A 26,897-nucleotide genomic window follows, 5' to 3' on the forward strand; every position below is an offset into this window, starting at 1 on the left:
GTCCCGCGTTGCGCCTGTTCCGCCGCCGGCCCGCACCACCGCCGGGCATCGCCGAGGTGGTCGGCGGCAGTGCCGCCCGTCGTGCCGGGGGCACCGCCGAGCTCGGCCCGGACGCCGCGCGCCTGCACGCCCGCGCCGTGGCCCGCCGGACCCGGGCCCGGACCGGGGTGCCGCTGGGCTCGCTCGCCGCCTCCGCGGCCCTGGCCGGGCTGCGCGAGCCGGGTGCGCCGCGGCTGCGCCCGGGCACCCCCGGGCCGTTGCCGGCCCGCCGCGCCCACCTGGTCCTGGCCGCCCCCGACCGCTGAGCCGGCGGTCAGCCCATCCGCTCCAGCGCCGCGGTGAAGCTGTCGTTGTCGGTGCTCAGGTAGGGCCAGGTCTCCAGCACGGCGTCGGTGGCCTGCTCGACCGACATGCCCGCCGTGCGGCGCAGCCAGGCCCGCAGGACCAGCCCGGTGCGTGACTGGCCGGCGTAGCAGTGCACCAGCACCGGCCGGCCCTCGGCGCGCAGTGCCGCGATGTCGTCGAGCACGTCGGCGAGCACCACGTCGATCTCGGTGTTGCTGTCGTCGTCCACCAGGTGCGCGAAACGCTGGACGGCGTGCGCGAACCGGGTGCCGGTGCGGCACAGCGAGATGACCGCGAAGTCCGGGGAGCTGCCGCGGGCACCGTCCAGGTCCGACGCCCACAGACCCTCCACCACCTCCTCCGGACCCGGGCCCATCTCCAGCGGCCGCTCGAACGCCGGGATCCGGTCGCCGTCCAGACCGGCGGCCAGCTTGTAGAGGTCGGCCAGCCACCAGTCCTTGTCCGCGGCGCCGGGCACCCGGCCGTGCACGACCGAGGTCCAGCGCATCGGGATGCCGACCACGCCGTGCACCGCGCCTGCCAGCGCGCCGGTCACCGCGGCCACGCCGGCGGTGTCGCCACCGAGGTCCACCGCCCGGCGCAGCGCGTCGGCGACCGGCGCGCCCCCGTGCAGCGCCCACAGCGCCCGGGCCAGCACGGGTGCGCCGTCGGCCGGGGGGTCGCCGGCGTCCAGCGCGGTGCGCCAGTGGTCCCGCTGCCCGGCCGGGAGGAGCTCCAGCGCCCCGGGGACCGCGGACGCCGGGTCGGCGCCGTCGAAGGCGGCGCGCAGCAGCCCGGCGAACAGCACGCACTCCGCGGCCACCGCGGCGTCCCCGCCCAGGCGCTCGGCGACCCGGCGGGTGAGGTCGGCCGTCGCGTCGGGTCCCTGCCGGGCGGCGAACAGGGCGGTGGGCACCGTGTGCAGCAGGGCGCTGCTGCCGGGTGCGGTGCTCTCGGGTGCGGTGCCGCCTGCTGCGGTGCCGGCGGGGCTGGTGTCGTCAGCCGCGACGTCGGCCAGGCCGCGGTGCTCCACCAGCGAGGTGGCCAGCAGCAGGGTCTGCTCGACGTCGTCGGTGGTGCCGCCGGGGTCCAGGCCCAGCGGGCCGCCGCCGCACATCTCGGTGTGCACCCCGCGGGCGGGCGCCGGGAAGCGGGCGCTGAACCCCCGGGGCGGGGCACCGGTGAACGGGGCACCGAGCGCGTTGCCCACCGCTGCCCCCACCAGCGCTCCGGTCACCCGGTGGGTGCGGGGCATCGAGGCGTCCATCCCCCCATCGTGCCGCGCGTGCGCGGCACCCGCCCGCCGCGGGTCAGCCGGGCAGTGGGCCGCCGGCTGCCGGGGCGGGCGTCGCCGCGCCGCGCACCCGCTCCACCGCGGACCGGGCCGTGCGCTGACCGTGCACCCGCCAGGCCGTCCGCAGCCCGGGGCTGAGCGAGGCCATCAGCCGGGCACGGTCGCCCGCGCTGGCGTCCTCCAGGGCCAGGCCGAGCACCAGCATCCGCTCCGGGCCGGTGAGCGGGTCGTCGGCCGAGCGGATCAACCGGGTCCAGTCCTGCGGGGACAGGTGGGCGTGCAGCAGCGGCAGCAGCGCCTCCTCCTCGGTGCCGGTCTGCACGACCACGGCCTCGACCACCCGGGCGCAGGCGCCGGTGAAGGCGGCGCGGGCGGGCTCGCTCGGGGTGGTGCGCCAGGTGCCGGCAGCCACGACCAGTTCGTCCAGCAGGAGGCCGACCACGGCGGTGCGCTCGGTCCAGTCGCCCACGTGCGCCGCTGCCCGGGTCCGCTCGCGCGGCGGGACGCTGCGCAGCAGGGCCGGCCAGAGCAGGTCGCGCTCGAGGGCGTGGTGGCGCTGCAGCACGCCACCGATCAGCTCGGCGTGCATGGTGAGCTCCCCGGCGCGCACGGCGTCGCCGGCCTCGGCAGCGGCGGCGAGGTCGACGAGGATGCGGAACTCGCGGCGGGCCAGCTGGTGCACCACCCGCTGGTGGGCGACCGCGGCGGCGGCGGTGCTGCGCCGGAACGGGGGGACGGCGTCGGCCGACTGCTCGAGCAGGGGCTGGTCGGGGACGGTGTCGGCGTTCATGGGGGCCTCGTCGCGGCGCCGGGGGTGTGAAGCCCTGACGGTAGGCGTGGACGGCGCCCCGCGCTGGGTCGGTGCGGGTTCCGTGACCCAATGGTGTCGTGACGGCGCCCGCTGTGCCCGGTCCGTCACGCAGCGAGGGCGAGGCTCCCCGGGTGTCGTGGGCGACAGGCCGTTCGGCCCCTGTGCGGGGGCGGCGGCGGGTGTACTTTCCCGCCATGGGGGCGATGGCTGTGAGTAGTGTCTCAGTTGCTGCACGCAATCTGGGCGCGGTGATCGACGACGCGTCCCGCGGGCCGGTCCACCTCACCCGGCGGGGCCGGCCGGTCGCCGCGGTGATCGCCGTCCGTGACCTGGACCGGCTGCAGCGCCTCGCCGAGGACATGACCGACATCCTCGACGCGGAGGCCGCCCGGCACGAGATGCGCGAGACCGGCGTCGAGCCGCTCCTGTGGGAGCGGGTGCGGGCAGACCTCGGTCTGCGCTGAGCGCATCGCGGAGCAGGAGGTCGGGGCGTGCGGCCACAGGTGCGGCTGAGCCCGTCCGCGGCCCGGCAGCTGCGCGCGCTGGACGCCGCCGGCCGGGAGCGCGTCCGGGCCACGGTGGAGCTGCTCGCCGTCGACCCGCGGCCGCCGTCGGCGCAGCAGCTGCGCGGCGGCGCGGGCGAGTGGCGGGTGCGCACCGGCGGCTACCGGGTCGTCTACGAGCTGGACGAGCGCGGGGTCGTCGTCCTGTTCCTGGAGGTCGGCGACGGGGGCGGGGCGGCGGCACCCGGCCGCGGCTGAGACCTGACACCGTCAGGGCATGGGAGCGACACAGCAGGGCACCGCCGCGGGCCGGCTACCGGTCGCGTTCTGGCGGCTGTGGGCCGCGTCCACGCTGTCCAACACCGCCGACGGCGTGCTCAAGCTGGCGCTGCCGCTGGTCGCGGTGCAGACCACCCGGTCACCGGCGCTGGTCGCCGGGCTCGCGGTGGCGCTCTCGCTGCCCTGGCTGGTGGTGTCGCTGCCGGTCGGTGCCCTGGTGGACCGTTGGGACCGGCGCCGGGCGGTGCTCGGCGCCCAGGCGCTGCGCGTCCTGGTCCTCGGCGCCCTGACCGCCGCGGTGCTGGTGGACGGCGGGTCGATCGCGGCGCTGTACGTCGCGGCCTTCGCCCTGGGTGTCGCCGAGACTCTGTACGACACCGCGGCGCAGTCGCTGGTGCCTCAGCTCGTGCCGCCCGGCCAGCTGTCCCGGGCCAACGGCCGGCTGTTCGCCGCCGAGATGACCGCCGGTCAGTTCCTCGGACCGCCGCTGGCCGGCGTGCTCGCCGCCGCGGGCGCCGCCGCCGCGTTCGGCACGACGGCCGGGCTCTGGGTGCTCGCCGGCCTGGCACTGGTGACGCTGCGCGGGGACTTCCGCACCGGCGACGGCCGGCGGGCCGGGATGCGGGCGGAGATCGCCGAGGGGCTGGGCTTCTCGTGGCGGCAGCCGCTGCTGCGCACCATCGCCGTCCTCGTCGGGGTGACGAACCTGGCGCTCAACGCCACGTTCGCCGTGCTCGTGCTGTACGCCGTCGGCCCCGGCTCGGCGATGGGGCTCACCGGGTCGGGGCTGGGCCTGCTGCTGGCGGTCGCCGCGGCGGGCAGCGTGGCCGGCTCCTTCCTCGCCGGCCCGCTGGAACGCCGGATCGGGCGGGCGTGGTGCATCCGGCTGGGGTTGGGCACCGGCGCGCTGTTCATGGCCGCACCGGCCGCGTCCGCGCACCCCGTCGTCGTCGGTGCCGGGTTCCTGGTGGGCGGAGCCGGGTTGGTCGTCTCGAACGTGATGACCATGTCGCTGCGTCAGCGGATCACCCCGGCGCGGCTGCTCGGCCGGGTCAACAGCGGGTTCCGGCTGGTCAGCTGGGGCGCGCTGCCGCTGGGTGCCGCTGCCGGGGGCCTGCTGGCGTCGGCAGTGGGCCTGCGCGCGACGTTCGCCGGGGCGGCCGCGCTGTCCCTGGCGGTGCTGGTGCTCACCCGGTGGACCACCGACGAGCGCATGGACGCCGCCGAGGCGGCGGTGGCCGCTGCCCGCGAGCCGGACCCCGCGGGCTGAGCTCACCCCGCCGCGTCGCGGCGGGCGGCGAGCCAGGCCCGCTCCGGCTCGTTCGCGGTGCGGGCGATGGCGTCGTCGTAGGCGGTGGCCGCCTCGGCGGTGCGGCCCAGCCGGCGCAGCAGGTCGGCGCGCACCGCGTGGGCCACCGGCGACCGGTGCAGCGCCAGCTCCTCGACCAGCGCCAGCCCGGCCGCGGCGCCGTGCACCTCGGCCACCGCGACCGCCCGGTGCAGCGCCACCACCGGTGTCGGGGTGAGCGCCAGCAGGTGGTCGTAGAGCTGCAGCACCTGCGGCCAGTCGGTGTCGGCGGCGGTCGGCGCCGAGCTGTGCACCGCCGCGATCGCCGCCTGCAGCTGGTAGGGCCCGGGCCGGTCCCGGCGCAGGCAGCGCCGCACCAGCTCCTGGCCCTCCGCCACCAGCGACGCCGTCCAGCGCGACCGGTCCTGGTCGGCCAGCGACACCCCTTGGCCCGCACCAGCCGCTGCGCCATGGTCGCCTCCGGCACCAGGAACGGGCGGGCGATCTCGGCGGTGGTCAGCCCGCCGAGCAGCCGCAGCGTCAGGGCCACCTGCGCGCTGGGCGCCAGCGCCGGGTGGCAGCAGGTGAACACCAGCCGCAGCCGGTCGTCCCGCACGGCCCCGACGTCCTCCGGCTCGGGTGGCGCGCTCAGCACGGCGGCCTGCTGCAGCTTGGCGTCGCCGACCGCGGCCCGGCGCAGTCGGTCGACGGCCCGGTTGCGCGCGGTGGTGATGATCCAGCCGGCCGGGCTCGGCGGTACCCCGGTCGTGGGCCACGTGGCCAGCGCGGCGGTGAACGCGTCGGCGACGGCGTCCTCGGCGAGGTCGATGTCGCCGAGCCCGCGCACCAGGACGGCGACCGCCCGGCCGTGGTGCTCACGGAAGACCTGCTCGACGCAGCGCCGGGTGTCCACCGGTCACCACACGAAGGGGCGGACCTCGATCGGCAGCCCGATCGCCCGCGTGGTCTCCCGCGCCCAGTCCAGCGCGGCGTCCAGGTCGGGGCAGTCGACGACGGTGAACCCGCCCAGGTACTCGCGGCCCTCGGCGAACGGGCCGTCGGTCATCAGCACGTCGTCCCCGGACGGGCGCAGCACGGTGGCGGTGGACGGCGCGGCGAGCCCGCCGGAGAACACCCACTGGCCGGACTCGCGCATCCGGGTCTGCAGGGTGTCCACGCGGGCCATGATCGCGGTCAGCTCGTCCGGTGTGGGGGGCTCGCCGCCCTCGCTGGGGGTGACCACGCTGAGCAGGTACTGGGGCATGACGGTTCCTCTCGGTCGGGCACCGGCGCGGCGCCGGCTCACCCCCGCCTACGTTCGGGGGGCGGCCGGATCGACAGTCGTGCCGCAGAGGTTCTCAGGCGGCGCGGATCAGCAGGCCGGCCGCCGGCCGGACCACCCGCTCGGCGCGCACCGCCGCGGCCAGCCCCAACTCCAGGAACGGCACCAGCACCGGGTGCCGGCGTGGGTGCCCGAACACGGCCAGGGTGCGGGCGAACAGCTCGTCGCGGGTCATCCCGGCGCCCACCCCGCACAGCGCCACCATCGCGTTGCCCACCTCGTCGGGGCTGACGTGTTCCAGCAGCCGGTCGCCGGGGCCGGCGTGCCGGCGGAACCCGGTCCACGACCCGCGGTCCAGCCCCGGCGGCCAGTGGAACACCGAGCCGTCGTCCAGCAGCGCGAGCAGGTCCTCCTGCAGCCGCTCGGGCACCCGGGGCACGCCGAAGGCCCCCGCGGCCAGCTGCGCCAGCCGCTCCCGGTGCACCGGGCCCTCGGCGTCGACCCCGGCCCGCAGCACCGCCCGCACCTGCTCGGCGACGTCGGCGTCACCCAGCCGGCGCAGCTGCCGCGGCTCACCGGCCCGCTCCGGGGTCCAGGGCCGGAACAGCACCTCCCCGGGCATCGTCGTCGGGGCGACGGTGGGGCGGGCGGTCACCCGCACGGCCGGCTCACCGGGTGCGGTCGCCGCCGGCCGGGCGGGCGCGGGCACCCGGGCCGGGACCGGCGGCAGGGTCATCGGTGCCGGCACCGGCTCGGGCGGCGCGGGTGCCACCGCGGCCTCCGCGGCGGACACCAGCCGCTCCACGACGGCGGCCCGGTCGGCCAGCCAGGACGGCAGCCAGACCCGCTCGACCGCCGGCCAGCCCGCCCGGAGCAGCGCGCGCACCGGCAGCTCGTCCCGGTCACCGGCCGTGCCGCGCGCGGCCCAGCCGGGGCCGTCCAGCAGCACGGCCAGCACCGGCGGCCCACCGGGTCGGGCGACGGTCAGGTCGAGCCGGAACGGCGACCCGCCCACGCCGGTGGACACGACCAGGCCGCGGTCGCGCAGCGCGCCGGCCACGTCGTCCCGGTGCGGGTCGGCGGCGGCGACCGGGGCCGGTGGCCCGGTGGCCGGCCCGGCGGCACCGGCGAGGTCGAGGAACCGGCGCAGCCGGCGCACCCCGGCCAGGGCGGTGTGCCCGGCCTGCAGCTGCGCCGGGTCGAAGGACGCCACGACCAGGAGCTGCTCTCGGGCCCGGCTGACCGCCCGGTCCACGGCCCGCTCGCCCCCGGCCCGGCCCACCGGGCCCAGGTCCAGCGGCACGCCGCCCTCGTCGTCGGCGGAGCAGCCCAGCGACAGCAGGACGACGTCGCGCTCCAGCCCCGCCGCGTCGTCCACGTGCACGACGACGACGCCGTCCGGGTGCTGCACGGCCGCGGCGACGCGGGCGTTCCCGGCGCCGCGCAGCAGCCCGTCGATCAGCAGCTGCTGCTGACGGTGCAGCGTGATCACCGCGACCGACGGCACCGTGGCGTGGCCGGCGGTGCCGCGGGCGCCGTCGATCCGGCGGCGCAGCTCGGCCACCACCGCGCGGGCCTCCACCGGGTTGGCGCCGGGCCAGGTGCCGGTGCGGGTGAAGGTGCCCGGCACGCGCAGCAGCGTGACCGCCGAGGGCAGCGGCGCGGGCGCGGCGGCGAGCCGCGGGCCGGCACCGCCCAGCGCGGCCAGTGCCTCGTCCCGGGCCCGGTGCTGCCAGGTCAGCGCCCGGCTCGGCAGCCCGGCGGCCCGGCCGGCCGCCGCCAGGTCGGCGGTCCCAGGTGACGTGGGCCCGGACGAGTCAGGCCCGGTGGCGGTCAGGACGGCGGTGCGTGCCCGGGTCAGCAGGTCGGCGGTGGCGGCGGGCAGCAGGTCGGCGTCGTCCACGATCACCAGGTCGAACAGGCCGGGCGTCGGCGGCAGCAGCCGGGCGGCGGTGGCCGGGTCGGCGAGCACGCAGGGCAGGGTGGCCAGCAGCAGGCCGGCGTCCTGGGTGAGCAGGTGGGTGAGGTCGCCCCGCTCGGTGAGCACGCCGCCGGCCATCTGCGGTGCCTCCCGGCCCGACGCCAGCCACGCCGCCCGCCGGACGGCGCGCGCCTGCGCGGGCAGGGCGGTGGCCAGCGCGGCCCGGGCCGCTGCGGCGGCCTGGATGAACGCGTCGGCCGGCGGGTCCGCGTCGGTGCGCCCGGCCGGCCGGCGCTCGGTCACGGAGGTCGCGGTCACGGAGGTCGCGGTCACGGAGGTCGCGGTCACGGAGGTCGCGGTCACGGAGGTCTCGGCCACCGAGGTCGCGGCCAGGCCGTGGTCGAAGGCGGCGAGCGCGTCGCCGGCCGGCACGTCACCGCGCAGCAGGGCGGTCCGGGCGTCGTCCAACCCGGCGGCGTGCAGCAGCTCCAGCCGGCGCAGCAGCGCCATCCAGGCGTGCAGCGACGGCAGCCCGACGGCGTCGACCGCCCGCTCGTCCCGGGTCGCGGTCCAGCGGCCGAGCAGGCCGTCGTCCCCGGCCCACGCGGCAAGGTCCGCGACCGTGGTCTGGCAGGCCGGCACGAGCCCGGCGACGGCGTCCCGCAGGCCGGTGACGGCCGCGGCGACCACCGGGTCCGGCTGTGGCCGGGCCGCGACCAGCCGGCGCAGCGCGGCGCGCGCGGGCTCCTCCGGCCCGGTCGTGGCCACCGCCAGCCGGCGCAGCCGCACCAGCTGGCGCTCGACCAGCCGGCGGTCGGTGAGCGGGTTCCACTCCTCGGGCACCTGCAGCCCGGGCAGCGCGCCGGCCCGGCGGGCCAGCGCGCGGGCGGCCTCCTGCCGGTCCAGCAGCCCGGCCAGCAGCACCGGCAGCTCCGCCGGGGCCACCGCGACCCCGGGGTGCAGCGCCGGGGCCAACCGGTCGAGCACCGCGGCGAGCCGCCGGCCCCGGCCGAACCGGGACGCCGCCGCCGTGTCCGCCTCGGCGGCGAGCTCGGCCAGCGGCAGGTCCAGCACGGCCGGCCGGGCGATCTCCAGGGCCGGCTGGGCGCTGGTCACGAACCCGGCCACCTGGTGCAGCAGCGCGACCGCGGCGGTCTCCCACGCCGGCGTCCGGGTCCGGTCCAGCTCGTCGGCAGAGACCACCGGGCCGTCGAGCAGCACCGCCACGGCCTCGACGTCGTCGGGCGTGCGCGCCGCGCCGAGCGCCTCCACGAGCGCACCGGTGGAGGGCTCGGTGTCCTCGGCCGGCAGCGCCGCGAGCAGCCCGTCCACCGCCCGGTCCACGGCGAGGACCGCGCCGTGCACGGCGAGCAGGTCGGCGCGCGGGCGGTCCACGAAGCCCCACGGGTGGCCCGGGCGGGGGCCGGTCGCCGCGGCCAGCGGCGGCAGCTCGGTCAGCGCCCGGCGCATCGCCTCCACGGTGCGCTCGGTGGTGTGCGCCACGACGCTGCCGGGCACCGGCAGGGCCGGCCGGCCGGGGTCGGCGCGCAGCAGTCCGGCGTGCGCGGCGTACAGCGACAGGCCCGCCCGGTTCGGCCCGTGCACCCGCCGGGCGTGGTCGGCCAGCGCCTGCCGCGCGGTGGTCAGCGCGGGGTCGTCGGTCACCGGTGCGGGCAGCTCGTCGTCCTCGGTGCAGTCGCGCAGCGCCGCGCGCAGCCGGGCCCGCACGGTGGACGGCTCGGCGCGCAGGTCGGCGGTGAACGGGGCCAGGCCCACGTCGTCCAGCCGGGTGGCCAGCAGCGGCAGCGACGGCGGCCCGGCCAGCACCAGCACCCGCTGCCCGTCGGCCACCGCGCGGGCCACCAGGTCGACGACGGTCTGCGTCCGGCCGGTGCCCGGGGCGCCGTCCAGCACCAGGGAGCGGCCGGCGAGCGCGTCGGCGATCGCGGCCAGCTGGCCGGCGTCGGCCGGCAGCGGCAGCCGCGCGGCCAGCTCGTCGAGGTCGCCGGCGTCCACCGCGTCCGTCCGCAGGCGCCCCAGGCCAGGAGCGGCCACTTCCGCGGGAATGGCCGCTCGGGTGGGTGCTGCGGCGGTAGGGAGGGGGAGGGGGACGGCGCCGTCGAGGCGGGCGCGGTGCACGTCGACGACCGCGACGACGCCGGTCAGGTCGCCGGAGAGCCACGCGGCCTGCGGGGTGCGGTGCAGGTCGCCGAAGGTCGCGGGCCCGGCGCCGGCGGCCAGCAGCGTCGGCTCGACCAGGTGCACGCTGCCGTCCTCGACCAGCGCGGCCAGCTCCTCCACCCGGGTGGTCACCGCGCTCTCCGGGCTGCGCGCGGTGCGCCAGTAGCCGACGAACGCGTGCGCCCCGGTCAGCCAGACCAGCGGCCGCAGCCCGGCGTGCTCCAGCGCGGCAGCGAGCACCAGCGCCAGGTCCAGGGCGCTGCCGGCCCGCTCGTCCAGCACCTGGGTCGGTGTGCGCACGGTCTGCGGGCTGTCCGCCCAGCCGGCCGGCGCGGGGAGCAGCCGCACGGCCCGGCGGCGCAGCGCCTCGACCAGCGCGGCCGCCGTCTGGTCGACCCGGGCGGGGCTGGCCCGCCCGCCCGCGGCGCCGCCGACGAGGTCGACGGGCAGGGTGCCGCTGCCGGTCCGCGCGGCCAGCAGGTCGGTCGCGGCGCCGACCAGCGCGGCGATCGCGGGGCTGCCGGGCTGCACGTGCCCGGCCAGCAGTTCGTGCGCCAGCGGCACCGGGGCGGCCTGCCACTGGGCCGGGCCGAGCACCGACAGGGCGGTGGTGCTGCGCACCGGGTCGAGCCCGTCGGCCGTGACCCGCACGTCGAGCACGCCGGGGCGCACGGCGGCGTCGTCCCGGGCGAGCGCGGCGTCGTCCAGGCGCAGGTCGAGGTCGTGCAGCACGACCGGGGTGCCGGCGGGCAGGTCGAGGGTGCGCTCCACCGGGGTGCCCAGCGGGCCGTCGACGTCCCGGACCGCCAGCCGCACGCGGGCCGCGGACACCGCCGTGGTCGCGGTCAGCACCAGCCGGGGCACCAGCGGGACGGCCCGGCGGGCCAGCGCCCGGCTCAGCACGGGGACGACGTCGACCCGGACCTCGATCCGGGTGTCCTGCGCCGGACGGGCCCGGTGGCCGCCGACATCCCGCATGTGTCCTGTCTACCTGCGCACTCGGGGCCGGTCCGGGAGGCGGGCGTGTCGCGCGTGACGGGTGGGGGAGCCGGGGCGGGTGGTGGCTCCCGGGTTGCCAGCGACGTCCCGGTCGTGCTGCCGGTCGTGGTGGGGTGGCCCGGTGATCCGGCCGGCGCGTGAGGGCGACCTCGAGACACTGCGGGACGTCGAGCGGGCGGCCGGCGAGCTGTTCCGTCCGCTCGGCATGACGACCGTCGCCGACGGCACGGCCGGCAGGGCCGCGGCCGGGCGCTGCTCGCCGCCGCCGATGACCGGGCGCGGGCGCGCGGGCTGGACGCGCTGACGCTCACCACCTTCCGGGACGTGCCGTGGAACGCCCCCCATCACGCCCCAGCTCGAGTTCGTGCTGCTCTCGCCAGAGGAGCTGACCCGGGTCTGCGAAGGATCCGGGCGCACGAGGTCGCGCTCGGGCTGGACGCGTGGCCACGGGTGGTGATGCGCCTGTCGATCGGGCGCCCCGGGGATGGCGGTGCAGCTCGACGGGCCGGCCTGGGCGCGGCTGCGCACGGTGGGCGACCGGTAGGCAGGCTCACCGCCTCCCGCTGACCTCGGGGGCGCCGGCGCGTCAGCGTGCCGCCAGCACCCGCGCGGAGTCGTACCGGCCGGGCGCCGTCCCGCTGACCGCGTCGAAGACCATGACCGGCTCCGTGTCGCCCGAGCACGAGGGCCAGCCCGGGTCGCCGTCGGTGGCGAAGGCGACGACGGCCCCGTGCACGGCGTCGGCGAGCGACTGCGGCGCGTCCGGGCCGGCCACCCGGGTCACGTCGGGGTCGTCGAGCAGGTCGAAGGCGAAGGGCACGTCGAGGCAGTGCTCGGCGATCCCGCTGACCGTCGACGGCCAGGCGAAGTCGTACACCCACGTCGGTGCCGCACCCCGGCGCAGCGCCGCCCACTCGACGACGCGCCGCCGGAAGACCGCGTCGCTGATGTACTGCCCGACCACCTCGGCCGGGTGGCTGCCGGGCAGCGCCGCGGCGTACCGCGCGGCCAGCTCGGGCGGCAGCCCCAGCCGGTCGAGCACCCCGGGCACGGTGGCATCGTCGAAGAGCCGCCGGAACAGCAGCGGCACCCGGCTGAACTCCCCGCGCGTGGAGCCCATCAGCAGCGGTACGTCCGAGCCGGCGCCGACCCGCAGGCCCTCGGACACCGTCCACGGCACCAGGTCGCCGTCGACGACCGGGCCCAGCGACCGGCCCCCGGCCATCGCCCGCATGCCGCCCAGCAGGTCGTCCAGGGACGGGTCGGGAGGTGGCTGGACCCAGTCCGTCGCCTCGATGAGGTCGGCCTCGGCTACCGCGCAGATCCCCGCCCGGTCGGCCGGCACCCCGAGCCGGGCGGCCAGGGCACCGGTGGTGGCCTGCGCGGCAGCGAGCGGCACGTCGCCGGGTGATCCGGACATGCACAGGGCCCGGGCGAACAGCCCGCGGGCGCGGGGCAGGGTGAGCAGGGTCAGCACCGCCCCGCCGCCGGCCGACTGCCCGGCGATGGTGACCCGCCGGGGGTCGCCGCCGAAGGCGCTGATCTCCTCGCGCACCCACTCCAGGGCGAGCAGCCAGTCGAGCACGCCGCGGTTGGCCGGCGCGTCGGGCACCCAGCCGAAGCCCTCGAAGCCAAGCCGGTAGGACACGGTGACGGTGACGACGCCGTCCCGGTTGAAGGCGGCACCGTCGTACCAGGGGCTGGCGGGTGACCCGGCGACGAAGCCCCCGCCGTGCACGTAGACCAGTACCGGCAGCAGGTCCGTCCCGGACGGCTGCGGGGTGAACACGTCCACCGTCAGCACGTCCTCGCCCGGGATGCTCGGCTCCGGGATCGTCGTGACCTCCGCCAGGGCGCGCCGCTGCGGGGTGGGGGCGTGTACGAGAGCGTCCCGCACACCTGGCCACGGCGCCCGGCGGACCGGGGCGAGCAGACGCAGGTCACCGAACGGCGGCTCGGCGAACGGGATGCCCAGGAACGCCGCCGACCCCTCCCGCCAGGCGCCACGCACGGCCCCGCGGGAGGTCTCGCCGACGACGTGCCGGTCGGTCGTGGTGCTCATCGGTCCTCGTCTCATGGGTGCTGGTCCCGGATCAGCCGAGCGCGTTGGCCCGGGCGACACCGCCGAGCCACCGGGCACTGGGCTTGACGGTGCGGGTGAAGGTGCTGCGGTCGACGGCGACCAGGCCGAACGTAGGCCGGTACCCGGCGACCCACTCGAAGTTGTCCAGCAGGCTCCAGTGGTAGTAGCCCAGGACGTCGATCCCGTCGGTGACCGCGGCGTGCACGGACCGGAGCGCTCCCTCGGTGTACGCGCGGCGTCGCTCGTCGTCGGCCGTGGCGATGCCGTTCTCGGTGACCAGCAGGGGCACCCCCGGCACCTCACGGGCTGCGGTGCGCAGGCCGACGCCGACCGCGTCGGGGAAGTACTCCCACCCGGTGAGCGTCGTCTCGACGCCCTCGGCCACCGGGAGGGGGCCGTCCGGGCCGACGAAGGTGCGCGTGTAGGCCTGGATGCCCAGCCAGTCGTCGCCGGTGGCCTCGTGCAGGAAGCGGGTCTCGCGCGGCTCGGCGTACCGGGCGGTCTGCTCCTCGCAGCCGGGCAGCGCGTCGTACGCCTGCGTGGCCACCGCCCAGCCCACCCGCGGACCGCCCCAGGAGCGGACGATCTCCACCGCCCGGTGGTGGGCCGCGGTCAGGCCGTCGGCGATCCGCAGGTCGGGAGCCGGCAGCCCGACGCCACCGAAGGTGGTGTCGGCGGCCAGGTTGGCGAAGCACGCGGTGATGTTCGGCTCGTTGATCGTGCACACCCAGGGCACGTCCCGCGCCACCACGGGCTCGACGAACTCGGTGAACCGGGCGAAGCGGTCGGCCGCGTCCTGCGCCGTCCACCCTCCGCCCTCGTCGAACCAGCGCGGCACGGTGAAGTGGTTGAGGCTGACGTTGGGCACGACGCCGGCCTGCAGGCAGGTGTCGACCATCCGCCGGTAGTGGTCGCGCGCGGCCCGGGAGAACTCGCCGTCCGCGGGTTCGATCCGGCTCCACTCCAGGCTGAACCGGTAGGAGCCCAGCCCGAGGTCGGCCACGATGGCGACGTCCTCGGGGTAGCGGTGGTAGCTGTCGCAGGCATCGCCGCTGGGCTCGATCGTGTACGCGTCGGGGGCGTGCTCGCGGGCCCACCAGTCGTTGTTGACGTTGCCGCCCTCGATCTGGTGCGACGAGGTCGCTGCTCCCCAGACGAAGCCGTCGGGGAAGGTGAGACGGGACATCAGTGCCTCCGTGGGCGTGGGCGCGGCTCGCCGGTCACAGGTCGACGGTGAACAGGGACTGGGCGTAACGGTGGAAGTCGGCGGCCATGTCGACGCCGCCGCGGTCGTAGAGCCACTGGACCTGCAGGCCGTCCATCAGCGCGATGAGCGTGCGGGCAGCACTCGCCGGGTCGACACCGGGACGCAGGTGGCCGACCTGGGCAGCCCGCTCCAGGGCCTCGCGGGCGTTGGCCACCACCCAGACGTAACGCTGGGTGAAGTACTCGTGCACCGGGTGCTCCGGGGACGTGGCCTCGCTCGAGAGCAGCGCGTACATCTCGGCCAGCTGAGGCGACTCCCGCTGGTTGGACTCGACCAGGTCGACCAGCGCGCGGATCCACTGCACGCCGCTGAGCGCGTCGTGGAAGCGGCCTTCCGCCTGTTCGTCCCGCCAGGTCAGCACCGCAGCGACCAGCTCGCTCTTGCTCGAGAAGTGGTGCAGCACGCCTGCCTGGCTGAGCCCGGTCCGCTCCGCCACGTCGCGCAGCGAGCCCCGGTGGAAGCCCGAGGCGGAGAAGACCTCGACGGCGGCGGTGAGGATCTGCAGGCGTCGTGCGGCGCTCTTCGCGTACTCGCCCCGAGCCCTGGGCGCGGTCGCTGTCATGACGGCACGGTAGCCCGACCGGTCCTGAAAACAAACCTAGCGCTCGGTAGGTTTTCGGTCTACGTTGTGCCGGACGTCACCCCGTCGGGGGGTGCGATCCGGCGTGGAGGAACCTCGTGTTCACAAGGAAGAGGTCTGGCATCGCAGCCATGGCCGTCGCGCTCTCCCTGGCCCTGACCGCCTGTGGCGGGGGGAGCAGCGACAGCAGCAGCTCCGGCGGCAACCTGCGGCTGGGCGCGATCGTGCCCCCGACGTCGCTGTCGGCGGCGAACGCCTTCTGGGCCAACGAGTCCATCTACACCCAGGCCGTCTACGACAGCCTGCTGCGGGAGACCCCGGACGCGCAGGTGCAGCCCTGGCTGGCCACCTCGTGGTCCTACGACGACAGCAAGACCGTGCTGACCATGAAGCTGCGCGACGACGTCGTGTTCACCGACGGCACGAAGTTCGACGCCTCCGTCGCGGCGCAGAACGTCCTGCGCTTCAAGGCCGGCACCTCCTCCAGCGCAGCGAACCTCGCCAACGTGTCCGACGCCGTCGCGACCGACCCGACGACGCTGACCATCACGCTGTCCCAGCCAGACCCCGCCATGCTGCTCTACCTCGCGCAGGCCGCCGGCGCCCAGGGGAGCCCGAAGGCCTTCGGTGCCCCCGACGAGCAGACCAACCCCGTCGGTTCCGGCCCCTACGTGCTGGACCAGGACAAGACCGTGGTCGGCTCCACGTACGTGTACACCAAGAACCCCGACTACTGGGCGCCGGAGGAGCAGCACTTCGACACCCTGACCGTCAACGTCTACGCCACCATCCAGACCGAGGTCAACGCCCTGCAGGGTGGCCAGATCGACGGCGCCAACCTGCTGGACAACACCGCCAACGACCAGGTCGAGGCGGCCGGGTTCACGCTGGTCCCGCACGAGCTGGACTGGGCCGGCCTCGTCCTGTTCGACCGCAGCGGGCAGCTGGCCCCCCAGCTCGCCGACGTCCGGGTCCGCCAGGCGATCGCACACGCCATCGACCGCGAGGCGATCCTCGAGGCGGCCAACGACGGTGCGGGCACCGTGACCGGCCAGGTGTTCGGCCCGGGGACCCCGGCCTTCGACGAGTCGCTGGACGACACGTACGACTACGACCCGCCGGCCGCGAGGAAGCTGCTCGCCGACGCCGGGCTCGCCGGTGGGTTCAGCGTGTCGATGCCGCAGATCCAGATCGGGTCGACCACCGTCTACGACCTGGTCGCGCAGTACCTGAGCGACGTCGGCATCACGGTCGACTACACGCCTGTGCCGCTGAACAGCGCCATCGGGGACATCCTGGCCGCCAAGTACCCGGCGGCGTTCTTCATCCTGCAGCAGGACCCGACCGCCTGGCAGACGGCCAACTTCTCGATCACCCAGGGCGCGACCTGGAACGTGTTCCACCAGGCGGACCCGACCGTTCAGGGCCTGGTGTCGACCATCCAGTCGGGTTCGGAGGCCGACGCGGACGCGGCGGCGAAGAAGCTGAACGAGTACGTGGTTCAGCAAGCCTGGTTCGTGCCCTTCTACCGGAACGAGGGCAACTTCGCCGCCAGCAAGGACATCGAGGTCGTGCAGCAGGCCGACAACGCGTACCCCCTCCTACAGAACATCACGCCGGCGTCCTGACCCGGCCCGGGTGGGTCGCCGGCACCTCCGGCGGCTCACCCGCCCCCTCCATCCCACCTCTCGTGTCCGAGGAGTTCCCGTGCTCCGCTTCGTCCTCCGACGGCTGGCCGCCGGTGTCGTCCTCGTCGTGGTCATCGCCGTCGCGACGTTCTTCCTGCTCCACGCCGCCGGCGGCGACATCGGCCGTCGGATCCTCGGCCAGACCGCCTCGGCGGAGACGGTGCAGTTCAAGAACCAGCAGCTGGGGCTGGACCAGCCGCTGCTCAGCCAGTTCGGCCACTGGCTCTCCGGTGCGGTGCGCGGTGACCTCGGGACGTCCTGGTTCAGCGGTCAGCCGGTGGTCGACGCCATCACCAGCCGGACAGCGGTGACCCTGTCGCTGGTCATCGGCGCAACGCTGGTCACCGCGGTGATCGCCGTGCTGCTGGGTGTGCTGGCGGCCCAGCGCGGTGGCTGGGTCGACCGGGTCGTGCAGCTGGCGTCGGTGCTCGGCACCGCCGTCCCGGGGTTCCTGGTCGCGATCGGGTTGGTCCTGGTCTTCGCCATCGACCTCGGCTGGTTCGAGCCCACCGGGTACACCAGCCTGAGCGACTCCGCGGGCGGCTGGCTCGCGGCCATCACCCTGCCGGTCCTGGCACTGTCGATCGGCAGCATCGCCAGCGTGACCCAGCAGGTCCGCGGCGCGATGCTCGACGCGCTGCGCCAGGACTGGGTGCGGACGCTGCGCAGCCGCGGCCTGCCGGAGTCGCGGGTGGTGTACGAGCACGTGCTGCGCAACGCCGCCGGACCGGCCCTGTCGGTGCTGGCCGTCCAGTTCATCGCCCTGATCGGCGGGGCCATCTTCGTCGAGACGATCTTCGCCATCCCCGGTCTCGGCCAGGTGGCCGTGGGTGCCACCAGTCAGGGCGACATCCCGCTGGTGCTGGGCCTGGTGATCGCCGTCAGCCTGCTGGTCGTCGTGGTGAACCTCGTCGTCGACCTGCTGCAGGGCTGGCTGAACCCGAAGGTGCGTCGCGCGTGACCGCCGCCCTGCCCCTCGGTCCGACCCCCGCCGTCAGCACCGCCCGGGTGCCCCTGCTGCGGCGCCTGGTGCGGAACCCGACCGGGGTCGTGGCCCTGGTCTGGCTGGTGCTGATCGTGCTGGCGGCGGTCCTGGCCCCGCTGCTCGCGCCGCACGACCCGGCCACCGCCTCGGCCCGGGACGTACTGGCCCCGCCCGGCGGGGCCTACCCGCTGGGCGCCGACTCCTCCGGCCGCGACATCCTGTCCCGGCTGCTGTTCGCCTCCCGGGTCAGCCTGACCGGCGCGGCGACCACGGTGGTGGTCGCGGCTGCCCTCGGGATCAGCGCCGGCCTGATCGCCGGCTACCACGGGCGGCGGTTCGAGTCCGTCGCATCCTGGGTGGCCAGCCTGATCATGTCGCTGAACGCGGTCGTGGTGCTGCTCGCCGTCCGGTCGGTGCTCGGCCCCTCGATGGTCGGTGCCATGGCTGTCTTCGGCGTGCTGATCGCACCGGCGTTCTACCGGGTGGTCGCGGCGGCCGTGTCCGGGGTGCGGCACGAGCTGTACGTCGACGCCGCCCGCGTCGCCGGCCTCTCCGACAGCCGGATCATCGCCCGGCACGTGCTCACCGTGGTCCGCGCGCCGGCGATCATCCTGGCCGCGGGCATCGCCGGGATCGCCATCGCCATCTCCGCCGGCCTGGACTTCCTCGGTCTCGGCGACCCGGGCCGGCCCTCGTGGGGCGGCATGCTCAACGCGGCTTTCGGGGTCATCTACCGCGCACCGCTGCAGCTGCTGTGGCCCAGCGCGGCGATCGGGCTCACCTGCATCGCCCTGGTGCTGCTGGGCAACGCGCTGCGCGACGAGCTGGAGCGCAGCGCCGGCCCGGCGCCCCGCCGACGCCGCGGCCGCACCGCCGCGGCGGTCACCGTGGCCACCGAACCGGTGGTGGTGCACGAGGAACCCGTCGGTGCCCGCGGTGGCGACCTGCTGCGCATCCAGAGCCTGTCGGTCGGCTACGACCAGCCGGACGGCTCGGTGACGACGGTGGTGCGCGACGTCTCCTTCACGGTGCGCCGCGGTGAGGTGCACGGGTTGATCGGGGAGTCCGGCTCGGGCAAGACGCAGACGGCCTGGTCCATCCTCCGGCTGCTCCCGCCCGGTGGGCGGATCGTCGGCGGCACCATCGAGTTCGAGGACGCCGACCTGGCGTCGGCTTCGAACCGGCAGATGACGGCGCTGCGCGGGGCGAAGATCGCCTACGTCCCCCAGGAACCGATGTCGAACCTCGACCCTGCTTTCACCATCGGCCACCAGCTCACCGAGCCGTTACGGCTCACGCTGGGCATCGGTGCGGCCGAGGCCCGCGAACGGGCCCTCGCCCTGCTGACCCGGGTGGGCATCCCCGACCCCCCGCGCACCTACGCCGCCTACCCGCACCAGATCTCGGGCGGGATGGCCCAGCGGGTGCTCATCGCCGGCGCCGTCTCCTGCAACCCCGACCTGCTGATCGCCGACGAGCCCACCACCGCCCTGGACGTGACCGTGCAGGCCGAGGTGCTCGACCTGCTGCGCGACCTGCGAGCCGAGTTCGACATGGGCGTGCTGCTGGTCACGCACGACCTCGGCGTGGTGGCCGACCTGTGCGACCGGGTGTCGGTCATGCGCGCCGGGCGGATCGTCGAGACGGGACCCACCCGATCACTGTTCGCCGACCCGCGGCACGAGTACACCCGCGCGCTGTTCGACGCCGTCCTGGAGGACGGCCCGGCGCGGGGACCGCTGATCGACACCGACCCGACCACGACCGCCGACACAGCCACCGCCACCCAGGGGGCGCGGCCATGACCGAGCGACTGCTCGACATCGACGACCTCGTCGTCGAGTACCCGGGACGGCGGCGCGGCGCCCCCGTCCGGGTCCTGCACGGGGTGTCGCTGGACGTCCGCCGGGGCGAGACCGTGGGCCTGGTCGGGGAGTCCGGCTCGGGCAAGACGACGCTGGGCCGGGCCGTGCTGGGGCTGGCCCCGGTTGCCGGCGGCAGCATCCGGTACGGCGGCCGGGACATCGCCCACCTGTCGCGCACCGAGCGGCGCTCCCTGGCCACCGAGATCCAGGTCGTCTTCCAGGACCCGTACTCGTCGCTGAACCCGGCGATGACGATCGAGCAGGTGCTCACCGAGCCGCTCACCGCCCGGCGCGCCGGCGGGGCGGCACTCTCCCGGGCCGACGCCGGGCGGCGCGTGCGTGACCTGCTCGACCAGGTGCACCTGCCGGCCGGCGCGGGCGACCGGTTGCCCCGGGAGTTCTCCGGCGGTCAGCGGCAGCGCATCGCCATCGCCCGCGCGCTGGCGCTGGAACCGCGGCTGATCGTCTGCGACGAGCCGGTCTCCGCCCTCGACCTCTCCACCCAGGCCCGGGTGCTGGCGCTGTTCCGCGAGATCCAGGAGCGCACCGGGGTGGCCTACCTGTTCGTGTCCCACGACCTCGCCGTCGTCCGGCATCTCTCCCACCGGGTGGCGGTGCTGTACCGGGGCGAGATCGTCGAGTGGGGCGACGGTGACCAGGTGACCAGCCGACCGGAGCACCCGTACACGCAGCGCCTCCTGCTGGCCGCACCCGTGCCCGAGCCGGTCGCACAGGAGCAGCGGCGGGCCGACCGGCACCGGCTGCTCGAGACCCAGCGACAGCAGGACGAACAGGCCGGCGTCCTCGCCTGACGACCCTCCTCCCACCCGGCTCCCGAGAGGACCTCGACGATGACCCACGCCCCCACCGGGACCGAGCCGCGCCCGCTGCCCGACCTGCTCGCCGCACTCACCCTGGACGAGAAGGTGCAGCTGCTGACCGGGCGCGACTTCTGGAACACCTGGCCGATCGAGAGGATCGGGCTGCGCCGCATCCTGGTCTCCGACGGGCCCTCCGGGGTGCGGGGCGAGGTGTGGGACGAGCGCGACCCCTCGCTGAACCTGCCCTCGGCCACCGCCCTGTCCTCCTCGTGGGACTCCGACCTGGCCCGCCGCTACGGCGCCGCTGCGGCCGTGGAGGCCCGCCGCAAGGGTGTCGACGTGGTCCTCGGACCGACGATCAACCTGCACCGCTCCCCGTTGGGCGGCCGGCACTTCGAGGCGTTCAGCGAGGACCCGGTGCTCACCGCCGAGCTGGCCGCCGCCTACGTCACCGGCGTCCAGGACAACGGCGTGGGCGCCACCCCCAAGCACTACGTCGCCAACGACTTCGAGACCGACCGGTTCACCGTCGACGTCCGGGCGGACGAGCGTACCCTGCGCGAGGTCTACCTGCTGGCGTTCGAGAAGGCGGTCACCGAGGCCCGGGCGTGGCTGGTGATGAGCGCCTACAACGCGGTCAACGGCACCACCGCCACCGAGAACGACCTGCTGCAGACGCCGCTGAACTCCGAGTGGGGCTTCGACGGCGTCGTGGTGAGCGACTGGACGGCGGTGCGCAGCCTGCGGTCGGCGACCGCGTCGCAAGACCTGGTGATGCCCGGGCCGGCCGGTCCGTGGGGTGCCGCCCTCGTCGACGCGGTGCGCCGCGGCGACATCGAGGAGGCCGTCGTCGACCGCAAGGTGCTGCGGGTCCTGACCCTCGCCCAGCGGGTCGGCGCACTGCCCGGGTCGCCGGCAACCGAGCCGGTCTGGGTCGAGGACGGCGTCGCGTTGGCCCGCGAGGCCGCCGCCGAGGGCACGGTGCTGCTTGCGAACCGCGCAGAACTGCCCTGGGACGCCGGCACGCTGGGCACGGTCGCGGTGATCGGCGACAACGCCGCAGCGGCCCGCACCCAGGGCGGCGGCAGTGCCACGGTGCTGCCGGAGTACACGGTGTCCCCGCTGGAGGGCCTGCGGGCGGCGCTGCCCGGCGTGGACGTCGGGTGGTCCCTGGGTGCGGTGGTGCACGAGGGCCTCGTCGACCTGCCGCTGGCGCAGCTGACCAACCCGGTCACCGGCGGCCCGGGCCTGCGGGCCCGCTTCGTGCACGCCGACGGCACCGAGCTGCTCGGCGAGGACCGTCGCAGCAGCACGCTGGTCTACTTCGGCGGGGACGTCCCGATCGTCGCCGCGGCGAGCTTCGAGCTGACCACCCGGCTCGTACCGGCGCAGACCGGGACCGTCCGGCTCGGCTTCGCGCTCATCGGCGCCGCCCGGCTGTACGTCGACGGCGAGCTGCTGGTCGCAGCCGACCTGGCGCCCAACGGCCCGGACCTGGGCGCGGCGTTCATGAACCCGCTCCCCGCCTCGGCGCCGGTGCACCTGGTCGCCGGGCAACCGGTCGACGTCCGGCTGGTGCACGAGCTCACGGCCACCGACGGCATGGCCGCGCACGCGCTGTCCCTGCGGCTGGGCACCGAGCCCGCCGACCTCGACGAGGACGCGCTGATCGCCGAGGCCGCGCAGGCCGCCGCCGCGGCCGACGTCGCGCTGGTCGTGGTCGGCACCAACTCGATCGTCGAGTCCGAGGGCTACGACCGGGAGTCCCTGGCGCTGCCCGGCCGGCAGGACGACCTGGTCCGCGCGGTCGTCGCGGCCAACCCGCGCACCGTGGTGCTGGTCAACTCCGGCGCCCCGGTGCTGATGCCGTGGCGGGACGACGTGGCCGCCTTGCTGCTCGGCTGGTTCGGTGGCCAGGAGTTCGGCCACGCGGTCGCCGACGTGCTGCTCGGCGTCGCCGAGCCCGGCGGCCGGCTGCCCACGACCTGGCCCGCCGCCGAGGCCGACGTGCCGGTGCTCTCCTGCGCGCCGGTGGACGGCGTCGTCGAGTACCGCGAGGGCATCCACGTCGGCTACCGCGCCTGGCTGGCGCAGGAGGCCGGGCCCGCCTACTGGTTCGGCAGCGGGCTGGGGTACACCGACATCGCACTCGTCGCCGTCGACGGGCCGGCCGACGTGGCGCCCGGCGCCGTCGCGACGCTGACCGTCGAGGTCGTCAACCGCGGGCAGCGCCCCGGCAAGCAGGTCGTGCAGGTGTACGCCGAGCGGCCCGGCTCCGTCGTCGACCGACCGGTGCGCTGGCTGGTCGGCTCGGCTCCGGTGCGCGTAGCGGCCGGGGAGACCGCCCAGGTGAAGGTCGCCGTCCCGTCCCGGTACCTGGCCCACTGGGCCGACGGCTGGCAGTACGAGCCCGGCGCGTACTCGCTGCGGGTGGGCACCAGCGCGGTCGACCTGCCGCTGACCACGACCGTCACGATCACCCCGTGAGCCGGCACACCGCCGTGCCGCCCGGCACTACCCTCAGACTGGAGACCCGATGAGCACGCGACGGACGGCGGTGACCCCGGACGGCGTCCGGTTCCGCGATCTGGACGGCGACGGCGTGATGGCCCCCTACGAGGACGCCCGGCGCACGCCGGAGGAGCGGGTCGCCGACCTGCTGCCGCGGCTGTCGATGCCGGAGAAGGCCGGGCTGCTGTTCCACACGATCATCGGGGTGGGCACGCCGGGTGAGCACGACGCCCCGGCGGGCATCAGCCCGCACTCGACCCGGGAGCTGGTCGGCGAGCGCCTGATCAACCACCTGAACGTGCACGCGCTGCCCTCGCCCCGGGAGACGGCCCGCTGGGTGAACGCGGTGCAGGAGCTGGCCGAGCAGACCCCGCACGGCATCCCGGTGACCCTCTCCACCGACCCGCGGCACTCCTTCACCGAGAACAGCGGCGTCTCCTTCGAGGCCGGCGCCCTGTCGCAGTGGCCCGAGTCGCTGGGCCTGGCCGCGATCGGCGACGTCGAGCTGGTCCGCCGCTTCGCCGACGTCGTGCGGCGCGAGTACCTGGCACTGGGGCTGCGGGCCGCCCTGCACCCGCAGGTCGACCTGGCCACCGAACCCCGCTGGGGCCGGCAGGCGCAGACCTTCGGGCAGGACGCGGCGACCAGCTCGCAGCTCGTGGTGGCCTACCTGCAGGGCATGCAGGGCGACCGGTTGGGCACCGACGGCGTCGCCTGCACGACCAAGCACTTCCCCGGCGGTGGCCCCCAGCTCGACGGCGAGGACCCGCACTTCCCCTACGGCCGCGAGCAGGTCTGGCCGGGCGGCAGGTTCGAGGAGCACCTGGCGCCGTTCCGGGCCGCGATCGCCGCCGGGACCAGCGCGATCATGCCGTACTACGGGATGCCGATCGGCCTCGAGCTGGACGGCGAGCCGGTCGAGGAGGTCGCCTTCGGCTTCAACCGGCAGATCGTCACCGGCCTGCTCCGCGAACGGCTCGGCTACGACGGCGTGGTGCTCACCGACTGGGGGCTGGTCACCGACGCCGAGGTGTTCGGCAAGCCGTTCCCGGCCCGCGCCTGGGGGGTGGAGCACCTGTCCCGGACCGACCGGGTCGCGCGCGTCCTCGACGCCGGGGCCGACCAGTTCGGCGGGGAGGTGTGCACGGAGCTGGTGATCGAGCTGGTCGACTCCGGGCGCATCCCCGAGCAGCGGGTCGACGAGGCGGTCCGTCGGCTGCTGCTGGTCAAGTTCCGGCTGGGCCTGTTCGACGACCCCTACGTCGACGAGGACGAGGCGGAGCGGGTGGTGGGCGGCGCGGAGTCCCGAGCCGCCGGTCACCGCGCGCAGGCGCAGTCCGTCACGGTGCTGTCGGGTGCGGACGTGCTGCCGATCACACCAGGGCGCCGGCTCTACGTGGAGGGCGTGGACACTGAGGTCGCGGCCGGGTACGGCCTCGTCGTCGACGACCCGGACGCCGCCGACGTGGCCGTCGTCCGGCTGAGCGCGCCATTCGAGCCGCGCGACGACTACTTCCTGGAGTTCATGTTCCACCAGGGGTCGCTGGAGTTCCCGGCCGAGGTCGTCGACCGGGTGACCGCGCTGGCCATGCGGGTGCCGGTCGTCCTGCACGTCACGCTGGACCGGCCCGCGATCCTGACGCCGTTCGCCGGGGTCGTGGCCGCGCTCACCGTCGACTACAGCGCGTCCGACGCCGCTGTGCTGGACGCGCTGACCGGCCGGGTGCCCCCACGCGGGCGGTTGCCGTTCGAGCTGCCGAGGTCCACGGCCGCGATCGCCGCCAGCCGGCCCGACGTCCCCTCGGACACCGCCGACCCGCTGTACCCCTACGGCTCCGGCCTGACCCCGGAGGCTGTCAGCCCGCGCTGAGCGACCCCGCGCCGGCGATCATGGAGCCGACGGGGCGACCCGCCGATCAGCCACGGCGTGTCGCGACCGCCTGCGGCTGTGGTGTTGTGGCCGGGTGATCCGGCCGGCGCGCACCGAGGACCTCGAGACGCTCCGGGACGTCGAGCGGGCGGCCGGCGAGCTGTTCCGCCCGCTCGGCATGGCGGCCGTCGCCGACGACGAGCCGCCGCCGCTGGCGGTGCTGGCCGAGGCCCAACGGGCCGGCCGGCTGTGGGTCTCGACCGCCGCCGGTGACGAGCCGGTCGGGTACGTGCTCACCGGGGTGCTGGACGGGACGGGGCACGTGGAGCAGCTCAGCGTGCACCCGGGGCACGGCCGGCAGGGCCGAGGCCGGGCGCTGATCGCCGTGGCCGGTGACCGGGCGCGGGTGCTCGGGCTGGAGGCGCTGACGCTCACCACCTTCCGGGACGTGCCGTGGAACGCCCCGTACTACGCGCGACTCGGCTTCGTGGTGCTCGACCCGGGGGAGTGGACGCCGGGGGTGCGGGCGGTGCGGGAGCACGAGGCGGCGCTCGGGTTGGACGCCTGGCCGCGGGTGGTGATGCGGCTGCCGCTGCCGCTGCGGTGAGGCCGGGGGACGCCAGGCGGCTCCTGGATGCCGGGGCGGACTCCGTGGGCGCTGGACGTGCAGAGGTCGGCGGGACAGTCCGCTGCCCTGGAGGCGGTCGGTGCCCGACGGGCGCCTGCCCGAGTACCGGTCGGTGTGACGGAGGACGGCCGAGGAGGTCCGGCCGCGCGTCGCGACTACGCCCGACGGGTCACTGAGCTGCATGTTCGTCTTGCGCTTGCTCCTCGATCACAGTAGTATTCGAACAAACGTTCGAGTAATGACACGACGGGAGGTGGGGTCGGTGGAGGCACTGCAGTCCGCGCTGGACTCCCTCGCCGCCGAGGACCTGCACCCCCTGTTCGGGCCGGAGGTCATGGCGCGGGTGGCCGCCCTGGTGCGGGCGCAGAACCAGCTGGCCGCCGAGCTGACCCGCACCGTCCGGGAGGCCGAGGTGTCCGGTGGGCCGGAGGTCGACGGGGCCCGGACGATGCGCTCCTGGCTGATCGGCCGCGGCGGCCTCACGCCCAAGGCGGCGACCCAACTGGTGACCAACGGCCGGGCGCTGCCGCACCTGCCGTCGGTCGCGGCCGGGTTCGCCGACGGGGGGATCACCGCCGACCGGGTCGCGGTCATCGCTCCGGTCGCGTCGGAGCGGAACCTCGCCGCGGCGGCTGCCCAGGGCGTCGACCTCGCCGGGATCGAGACCGGGCTGGCCGCAGTGGCCGCTGCCGGCAGCATCGTCGACCTCGCCGGCGTCGTGCAGCAGTACCTGGACGGGCTGGACCCCGACGGGCCCGAGCCCGACCCCACCGAGAACCGCTCCCTCGTCGTGGTCGAGCACGCCGACGGGTGGCTCAGCGGCCGGTTCCTGCTCGACCCGGTCGGCGGCGAGAAGCTCCAGGCGGCGCTCGAGTCGAGCGTGCAGGCCGACCGCCCCGCCGGGGACACGCGGACCCGCACCCAGCAGCTGGGCGACGCGCTGGTGCAGATCGCCGACGGCCAGCTCGCCTCGGGCCGGCTGCCTGTCCTGCGCACCGTCAAGCCCACCGTGGTGGTCACCGTCCCGCTGCAGGACCTGGTGGACCCCGCCACAGCAGACAGGGCCAGCCCCGACACGGCCGTCGCGCGCAGCGGCTTCGGCGCCTGGTTCAGCGCCGCCCGGACCCGCATGCTGGCCTGCGACTCCGCCGTCATCAGGATGGTGTTCGGCCCCGGCAGCACACCCCTGGACGTCGGCCGCAGCATGCGGGTCGTGCCCGCGCACATCCGCCGGGCCGTGGAGCACCGCGATCGGCACTGCGTCTTCGCCGGCTGCCGCAGGCAGGCCCACCACTGCGACGTGCACCATGTCGTGCACTGGATCGACGACGGGCCCACCTCGCTGGACAACTCCGCACTGCTCTGCGAGCGGCACCACACGCAGGTCCACCACGGCTTCACGATCGTCCGCGACGAGTGCGACCGCTGGCACACCTACCGGCCCGACGGCAGAGAGATCCTCCCCGACCTCGGCGACCGGCCACCGCTCGCCAGACCGGGCGCACCGCCGAGGGTCAGACCCGGGGCACTCCTCAGCGTCTGACCCGGTCCACCACCAGCCACACGCGCAGCCCGGCAGCACCGCAGCAGCCCTGCGGTGCTGCCGGGCTGCGCGCGCGGCCCTACGTTGGGACCCCGTGACCACCGCAGCCGGCGCGGACCGGGCACCGGCCTGGGCCGGCGGGCGCCGCGCCCG

21 protein-coding genes and 1 pseudogene are annotated in these 26,897 nt (G+C 75.9%); 13 read left to right on the forward strand and 9 right to left on the reverse strand.

Going from position 1 to position 26,897, the window contains the following annotated elements; genetic code table 11:
• Positions 1 to 8: 8 nt before the first annotated feature.
• Positions 9 to 305, forward strand: coding sequence for a hypothetical protein (locus tag G1H19_RS15975; RefSeq protein ID WP_152727397.1), 297 nt, complete (start codon positions 9 to 11; stop codon positions 303 to 305).
• Between the two features lie 8 nt (positions 306 to 313).
• Here G1H19_RS15975 and G1H19_RS15980 read toward each other — a convergent pair whose 3' ends face one another.
• Together G1H19_RS15980 and G1H19_RS15985 are read right to left on the reverse strand one after the other, a co-directional pair.
• Entirely contained in the window at positions 314 to 1,612 is a 1,299-nt protein-coding gene (locus tag G1H19_RS15980; protein ID WP_152727398.1) for an ADP-ribosylglycohydrolase family protein, read from the reverse strand.
• A gap of 43 nt (positions 1,613 to 1,655) precedes the next feature.
• The gene (locus G1H19_RS15985; RefSeq protein ID WP_152727399.1) at positions 1,656 to 2,429 is read right to left on the reverse strand and encodes a hemerythrin domain-containing protein; all 774 of its coding nucleotides are present in this window, start codon (positions 2,427 to 2,429) and stop codon (positions 1,656 to 1,658) included.
• Positions 2,430 to 2,653: 224 nt separating this feature from the next.
• On the opposite strand from G1H19_RS15985, the gene G1H19_RS15990 reads away from it, so the two are divergent.
• From G1H19_RS15990 to G1H19_RS16000, 3 genes are read left to right on the forward strand one after another with little or no spacing between them, the layout of a single operon-like run.
• The gene (locus G1H19_RS15990) at positions 2,654 to 2,914 is read left to right on the forward strand and encodes a type II toxin-antitoxin system Phd/YefM family antitoxin (protein ID WP_152727400.1); all 261 of its coding nucleotides are present in this window, start codon (positions 2,654 to 2,656) and stop codon (positions 2,912 to 2,914) included.
• Between the two features lie 27 nt (positions 2,915 to 2,941).
• Entirely contained in the window at positions 2,942 to 3,211 is a 270-nt protein-coding gene (locus G1H19_RS15995; protein ID WP_162392336.1) for a type II toxin-antitoxin system RelE family toxin, read from the forward strand.
• Between the two features lie 19 nt (positions 3,212 to 3,230).
• On the forward strand, positions 3,231 to 4,502 hold the full coding sequence (locus tag G1H19_RS16000; RefSeq protein ID WP_152727401.1) for an MFS transporter: 1,272 nt from the start codon (positions 3,231 to 3,233) through the stop codon (positions 4,500 to 4,502).
• A 2-nt stretch (positions 4,503 to 4,504) separates the two neighbouring features.
• On the opposite strand, the gene G1H19_RS23385 is transcribed toward G1H19_RS16000, so the two are convergent.
• The 4 genes and pseudogenes from G1H19_RS23385 to G1H19_RS16015 all read right to left on the reverse strand — a co-directional run bounded on the left by G1H19_RS23385 (position 4,505) and on the right by G1H19_RS16015 (position 10,882).
• The gene (locus tag G1H19_RS23385; protein WP_235909170.1) at positions 4,505 to 4,963 is read right to left on the reverse strand and encodes an RNA polymerase sigma factor; all 459 of its coding nucleotides are present in this window, start codon (positions 4,961 to 4,963) and stop codon (positions 4,505 to 4,507) included.
• Between the two features lie 62 nt (positions 4,964 to 5,025).
• Positions 5,026 to 5,433 (reverse strand): annotated as a pseudogene (locus G1H19_RS23390) (sigma factor); the annotation flags it as partial.
• Positions 5,434 to 5,436: 3 nt separating this feature from the next.
• Positions 5,437 to 5,784 (reverse strand): YciI family protein, encoded by a 348-nt coding sequence (locus tag G1H19_RS16010; protein ID WP_152727402.1) that lies wholly within the window; start codon positions 5,782 to 5,784, stop codon positions 5,437 to 5,439.
• A 94-nt stretch (positions 5,785 to 5,878) separates the two neighbouring features.
• Entirely contained in the window at positions 5,879 to 10,882 is a 5,004-nt protein-coding gene (locus G1H19_RS16015; protein ID WP_152727403.1) for an AAA domain-containing protein, read from the reverse strand.
• Between the two features lie 142 nt (positions 10,883 to 11,024).
• On the opposite strand from G1H19_RS16015, the gene G1H19_RS22690 reads away from it, so the two are divergent.
• The gene (locus G1H19_RS22690; RefSeq protein WP_202925769.1) at positions 11,025 to 11,207 is read left to right on the forward strand and encodes a hypothetical protein; all 183 of its coding nucleotides are present in this window, start codon (positions 11,025 to 11,027) and stop codon (positions 11,205 to 11,207) included.
• Positions 11,208 to 11,489: 282 nt separating this feature from the next.
• On the opposite strand, the gene G1H19_RS16025 is transcribed toward G1H19_RS22690, so the two are convergent.
• Genes G1H19_RS16025 through G1H19_RS16035 form a run of 3 tightly spaced genes read right to left on the reverse strand, consistent with a single transcriptional unit; the run spans position 11,490 to position 14,815 of the window.
• The gene (locus G1H19_RS16025) at positions 11,490 to 12,965 is read right to left on the reverse strand and encodes a carboxylesterase/lipase family protein (protein ID WP_162392335.1); all 1,476 of its coding nucleotides are present in this window, start codon (positions 12,963 to 12,965) and stop codon (positions 11,490 to 11,492) included.
• Between the two features lie 31 nt (positions 12,966 to 12,996).
• Positions 12,997 to 14,172, reverse strand: a complete 1,176-nt coding sequence (locus G1H19_RS16030; protein WP_152727405.1) for a glycoside hydrolase family 1 protein — start codon at positions 14,170 to 14,172, stop codon at positions 12,997 to 12,999.
• 34 nt (positions 14,173 to 14,206) lie between these two features.
• Positions 14,207 to 14,815, reverse strand: coding sequence for a TetR/AcrR family transcriptional regulator (locus G1H19_RS16035; protein WP_152727406.1), 609 nt, complete (start codon positions 14,813 to 14,815; stop codon positions 14,207 to 14,209).
• A 149-nt stretch (positions 14,816 to 14,964) separates the two neighbouring features.
• On the opposite strand from G1H19_RS16035, the gene G1H19_RS16040 reads away from it, so the two are divergent.
• The 8 genes from G1H19_RS16040 (at position 14,965) to G1H19_RS16075 (ending at position 26,744) form a co-directional block, all read left to right on the forward strand.
• Positions 14,965 to 16,461, forward strand: coding sequence for an ABC transporter substrate-binding protein (locus tag G1H19_RS16040; protein WP_152727407.1), 1,497 nt, complete (start codon positions 14,965 to 14,967; stop codon positions 16,459 to 16,461).
• 79 nt (positions 16,462 to 16,540) lie between these two features.
• Positions 16,541 to 17,482 carry an ABC transporter permease gene (locus G1H19_RS24645; protein ID WP_162392334.1) on the forward strand — a complete coding sequence of 314 codons (942 nt, stop codon included), beginning with the start codon at positions 16,541 to 16,543 and terminating at the stop codon, positions 17,480 to 17,482.
• On the forward strand, positions 17,479 to 19,311 hold the full coding sequence (locus G1H19_RS16050) for a dipeptide/oligopeptide/nickel ABC transporter permease/ATP-binding protein (protein ID WP_202925768.1): 1,833 nt from the start codon (positions 17,479 to 17,481) through the stop codon (positions 19,309 to 19,311). The genes G1H19_RS24645 and G1H19_RS16050 overlap by 4 nt, the downstream gene beginning before the upstream one ends.
• Complete coding sequence (locus G1H19_RS16055) at positions 19,308 to 20,183, forward strand: ATP-binding cassette domain-containing protein (protein WP_152727408.1); 876 nt, start codon at positions 19,308 to 19,310, stop codon at positions 20,181 to 20,183. The genes G1H19_RS16050 and G1H19_RS16055 overlap by 4 nt, the downstream gene beginning before the upstream one ends.
• Positions 20,184 to 20,222: 39 nt before the next feature.
• Complete coding sequence (locus G1H19_RS16060; protein WP_152727409.1) at positions 20,223 to 22,679, forward strand: glycoside hydrolase family 3 protein; 2,457 nt, start codon at positions 20,223 to 20,225, stop codon at positions 22,677 to 22,679.
• 49 nt (positions 22,680 to 22,728) lie between these two features.
• Complete coding sequence (locus G1H19_RS16065; protein ID WP_152727410.1) at positions 22,729 to 24,573, forward strand: glycoside hydrolase family 3 protein; 1,845 nt, start codon at positions 22,729 to 22,731, stop codon at positions 24,571 to 24,573.
• Between the two features lie 94 nt (positions 24,574 to 24,667).
• Positions 24,668 to 25,180, forward strand: a complete 513-nt coding sequence (locus tag G1H19_RS16070) for a GNAT family N-acetyltransferase (protein WP_202925767.1) — start codon at positions 24,668 to 24,670, stop codon at positions 25,178 to 25,180.
• A gap of 283 nt (positions 25,181 to 25,463) precedes the next feature.
• Entirely contained in the window at positions 25,464 to 26,744 is a 1,281-nt protein-coding gene (locus tag G1H19_RS16075) for an HNH endonuclease (RefSeq protein WP_162392333.1), read from the forward strand.
• The last annotated feature ends 153 nt before the right edge of the window (positions 26,745 to 26,897 follow it).

This window comes from Goekera deserti (genome assembly GCF_010685995.1).
Lineage (GTDB): Bacteria > Actinomycetota > Actinomycetes > Mycobacteriales > Geodermatophilaceae > Goekera > Goekera deserti.

Coding starts and splice junctions, on each gene's coding strand:
- G1H19_RS16060 (WP_152727409.1), top strand. CDS start 20,223: ATGACCCACGCCCCCACCGGGACCGAGCCGCGCCCGCTGCCCGACCTG.
- G1H19_RS16035 (WP_152727406.1), bottom strand. CDS start 14,815: ATGACAGCGACCGCGCCCAGGGCTCGGGGCGAGTACGCGAAGAGCGCC.
- G1H19_RS16015 (WP_152727403.1), bottom strand. CDS start 10,882: ATGCGGGATGTCGGCGGCCACCGGGCCCGTCCGGCGCAGGACACCCGG.
- G1H19_RS16000 (WP_152727401.1), top strand. CDS start 3,231: ATGGGAGCGACACAGCAGGGCACCGCCGCGGGCCGGCTACCGGTCGCG.
- G1H19_RS15990 (WP_152727400.1), top strand. CDS start 2,654: ATGGCTGTGAGTAGTGTCTCAGTTGCTGCACGCAATCTGGGCGCGGTG.
- G1H19_RS16030 (WP_152727405.1), bottom strand. CDS start 14,172: ATGTCCCGTCTCACCTTCCCCGACGGCTTCGTCTGGGGAGCAGCGACC.
- G1H19_RS15985 (WP_152727399.1), bottom strand. CDS start 2,429: ATGAACGCCGACACCGTCCCCGACCAGCCCCTGCTCGAGCAGTCGGCC.
- G1H19_RS15980 (WP_152727398.1), bottom strand. CDS start 1,612: ATGGACGCCTCGATGCCCCGCACCCACCGGGTGACCGGAGCGCTGGTG.
- G1H19_RS16040 (WP_152727407.1), top strand. CDS start 14,965: ATGGCCGTCGCGCTCTCCCTGGCCCTGACCGCCTGTGGCGGGGGGAGC.
- G1H19_RS16065 (WP_152727410.1), top strand. CDS start 22,729: ATGAGCACGCGACGGACGGCGGTGACCCCGGACGGCGTCCGGTTCCGC.
- G1H19_RS16010 (WP_152727402.1), bottom strand. CDS start 5,784: ATGCCCCAGTACCTGCTCAGCGTGGTCACCCCCAGCGAGGGCGGCGAG.
- G1H19_RS16025 (WP_162392335.1), bottom strand. CDS start 12,965: ATGAGCACCACGACCGACCGGCACGTCGTCGGCGAGACCTCCCGCGGG.
- G1H19_RS16055 (WP_152727408.1), top strand. CDS start 19,308: ATGACCGAGCGACTGCTCGACATCGACGACCTCGTCGTCGAGTACCCG.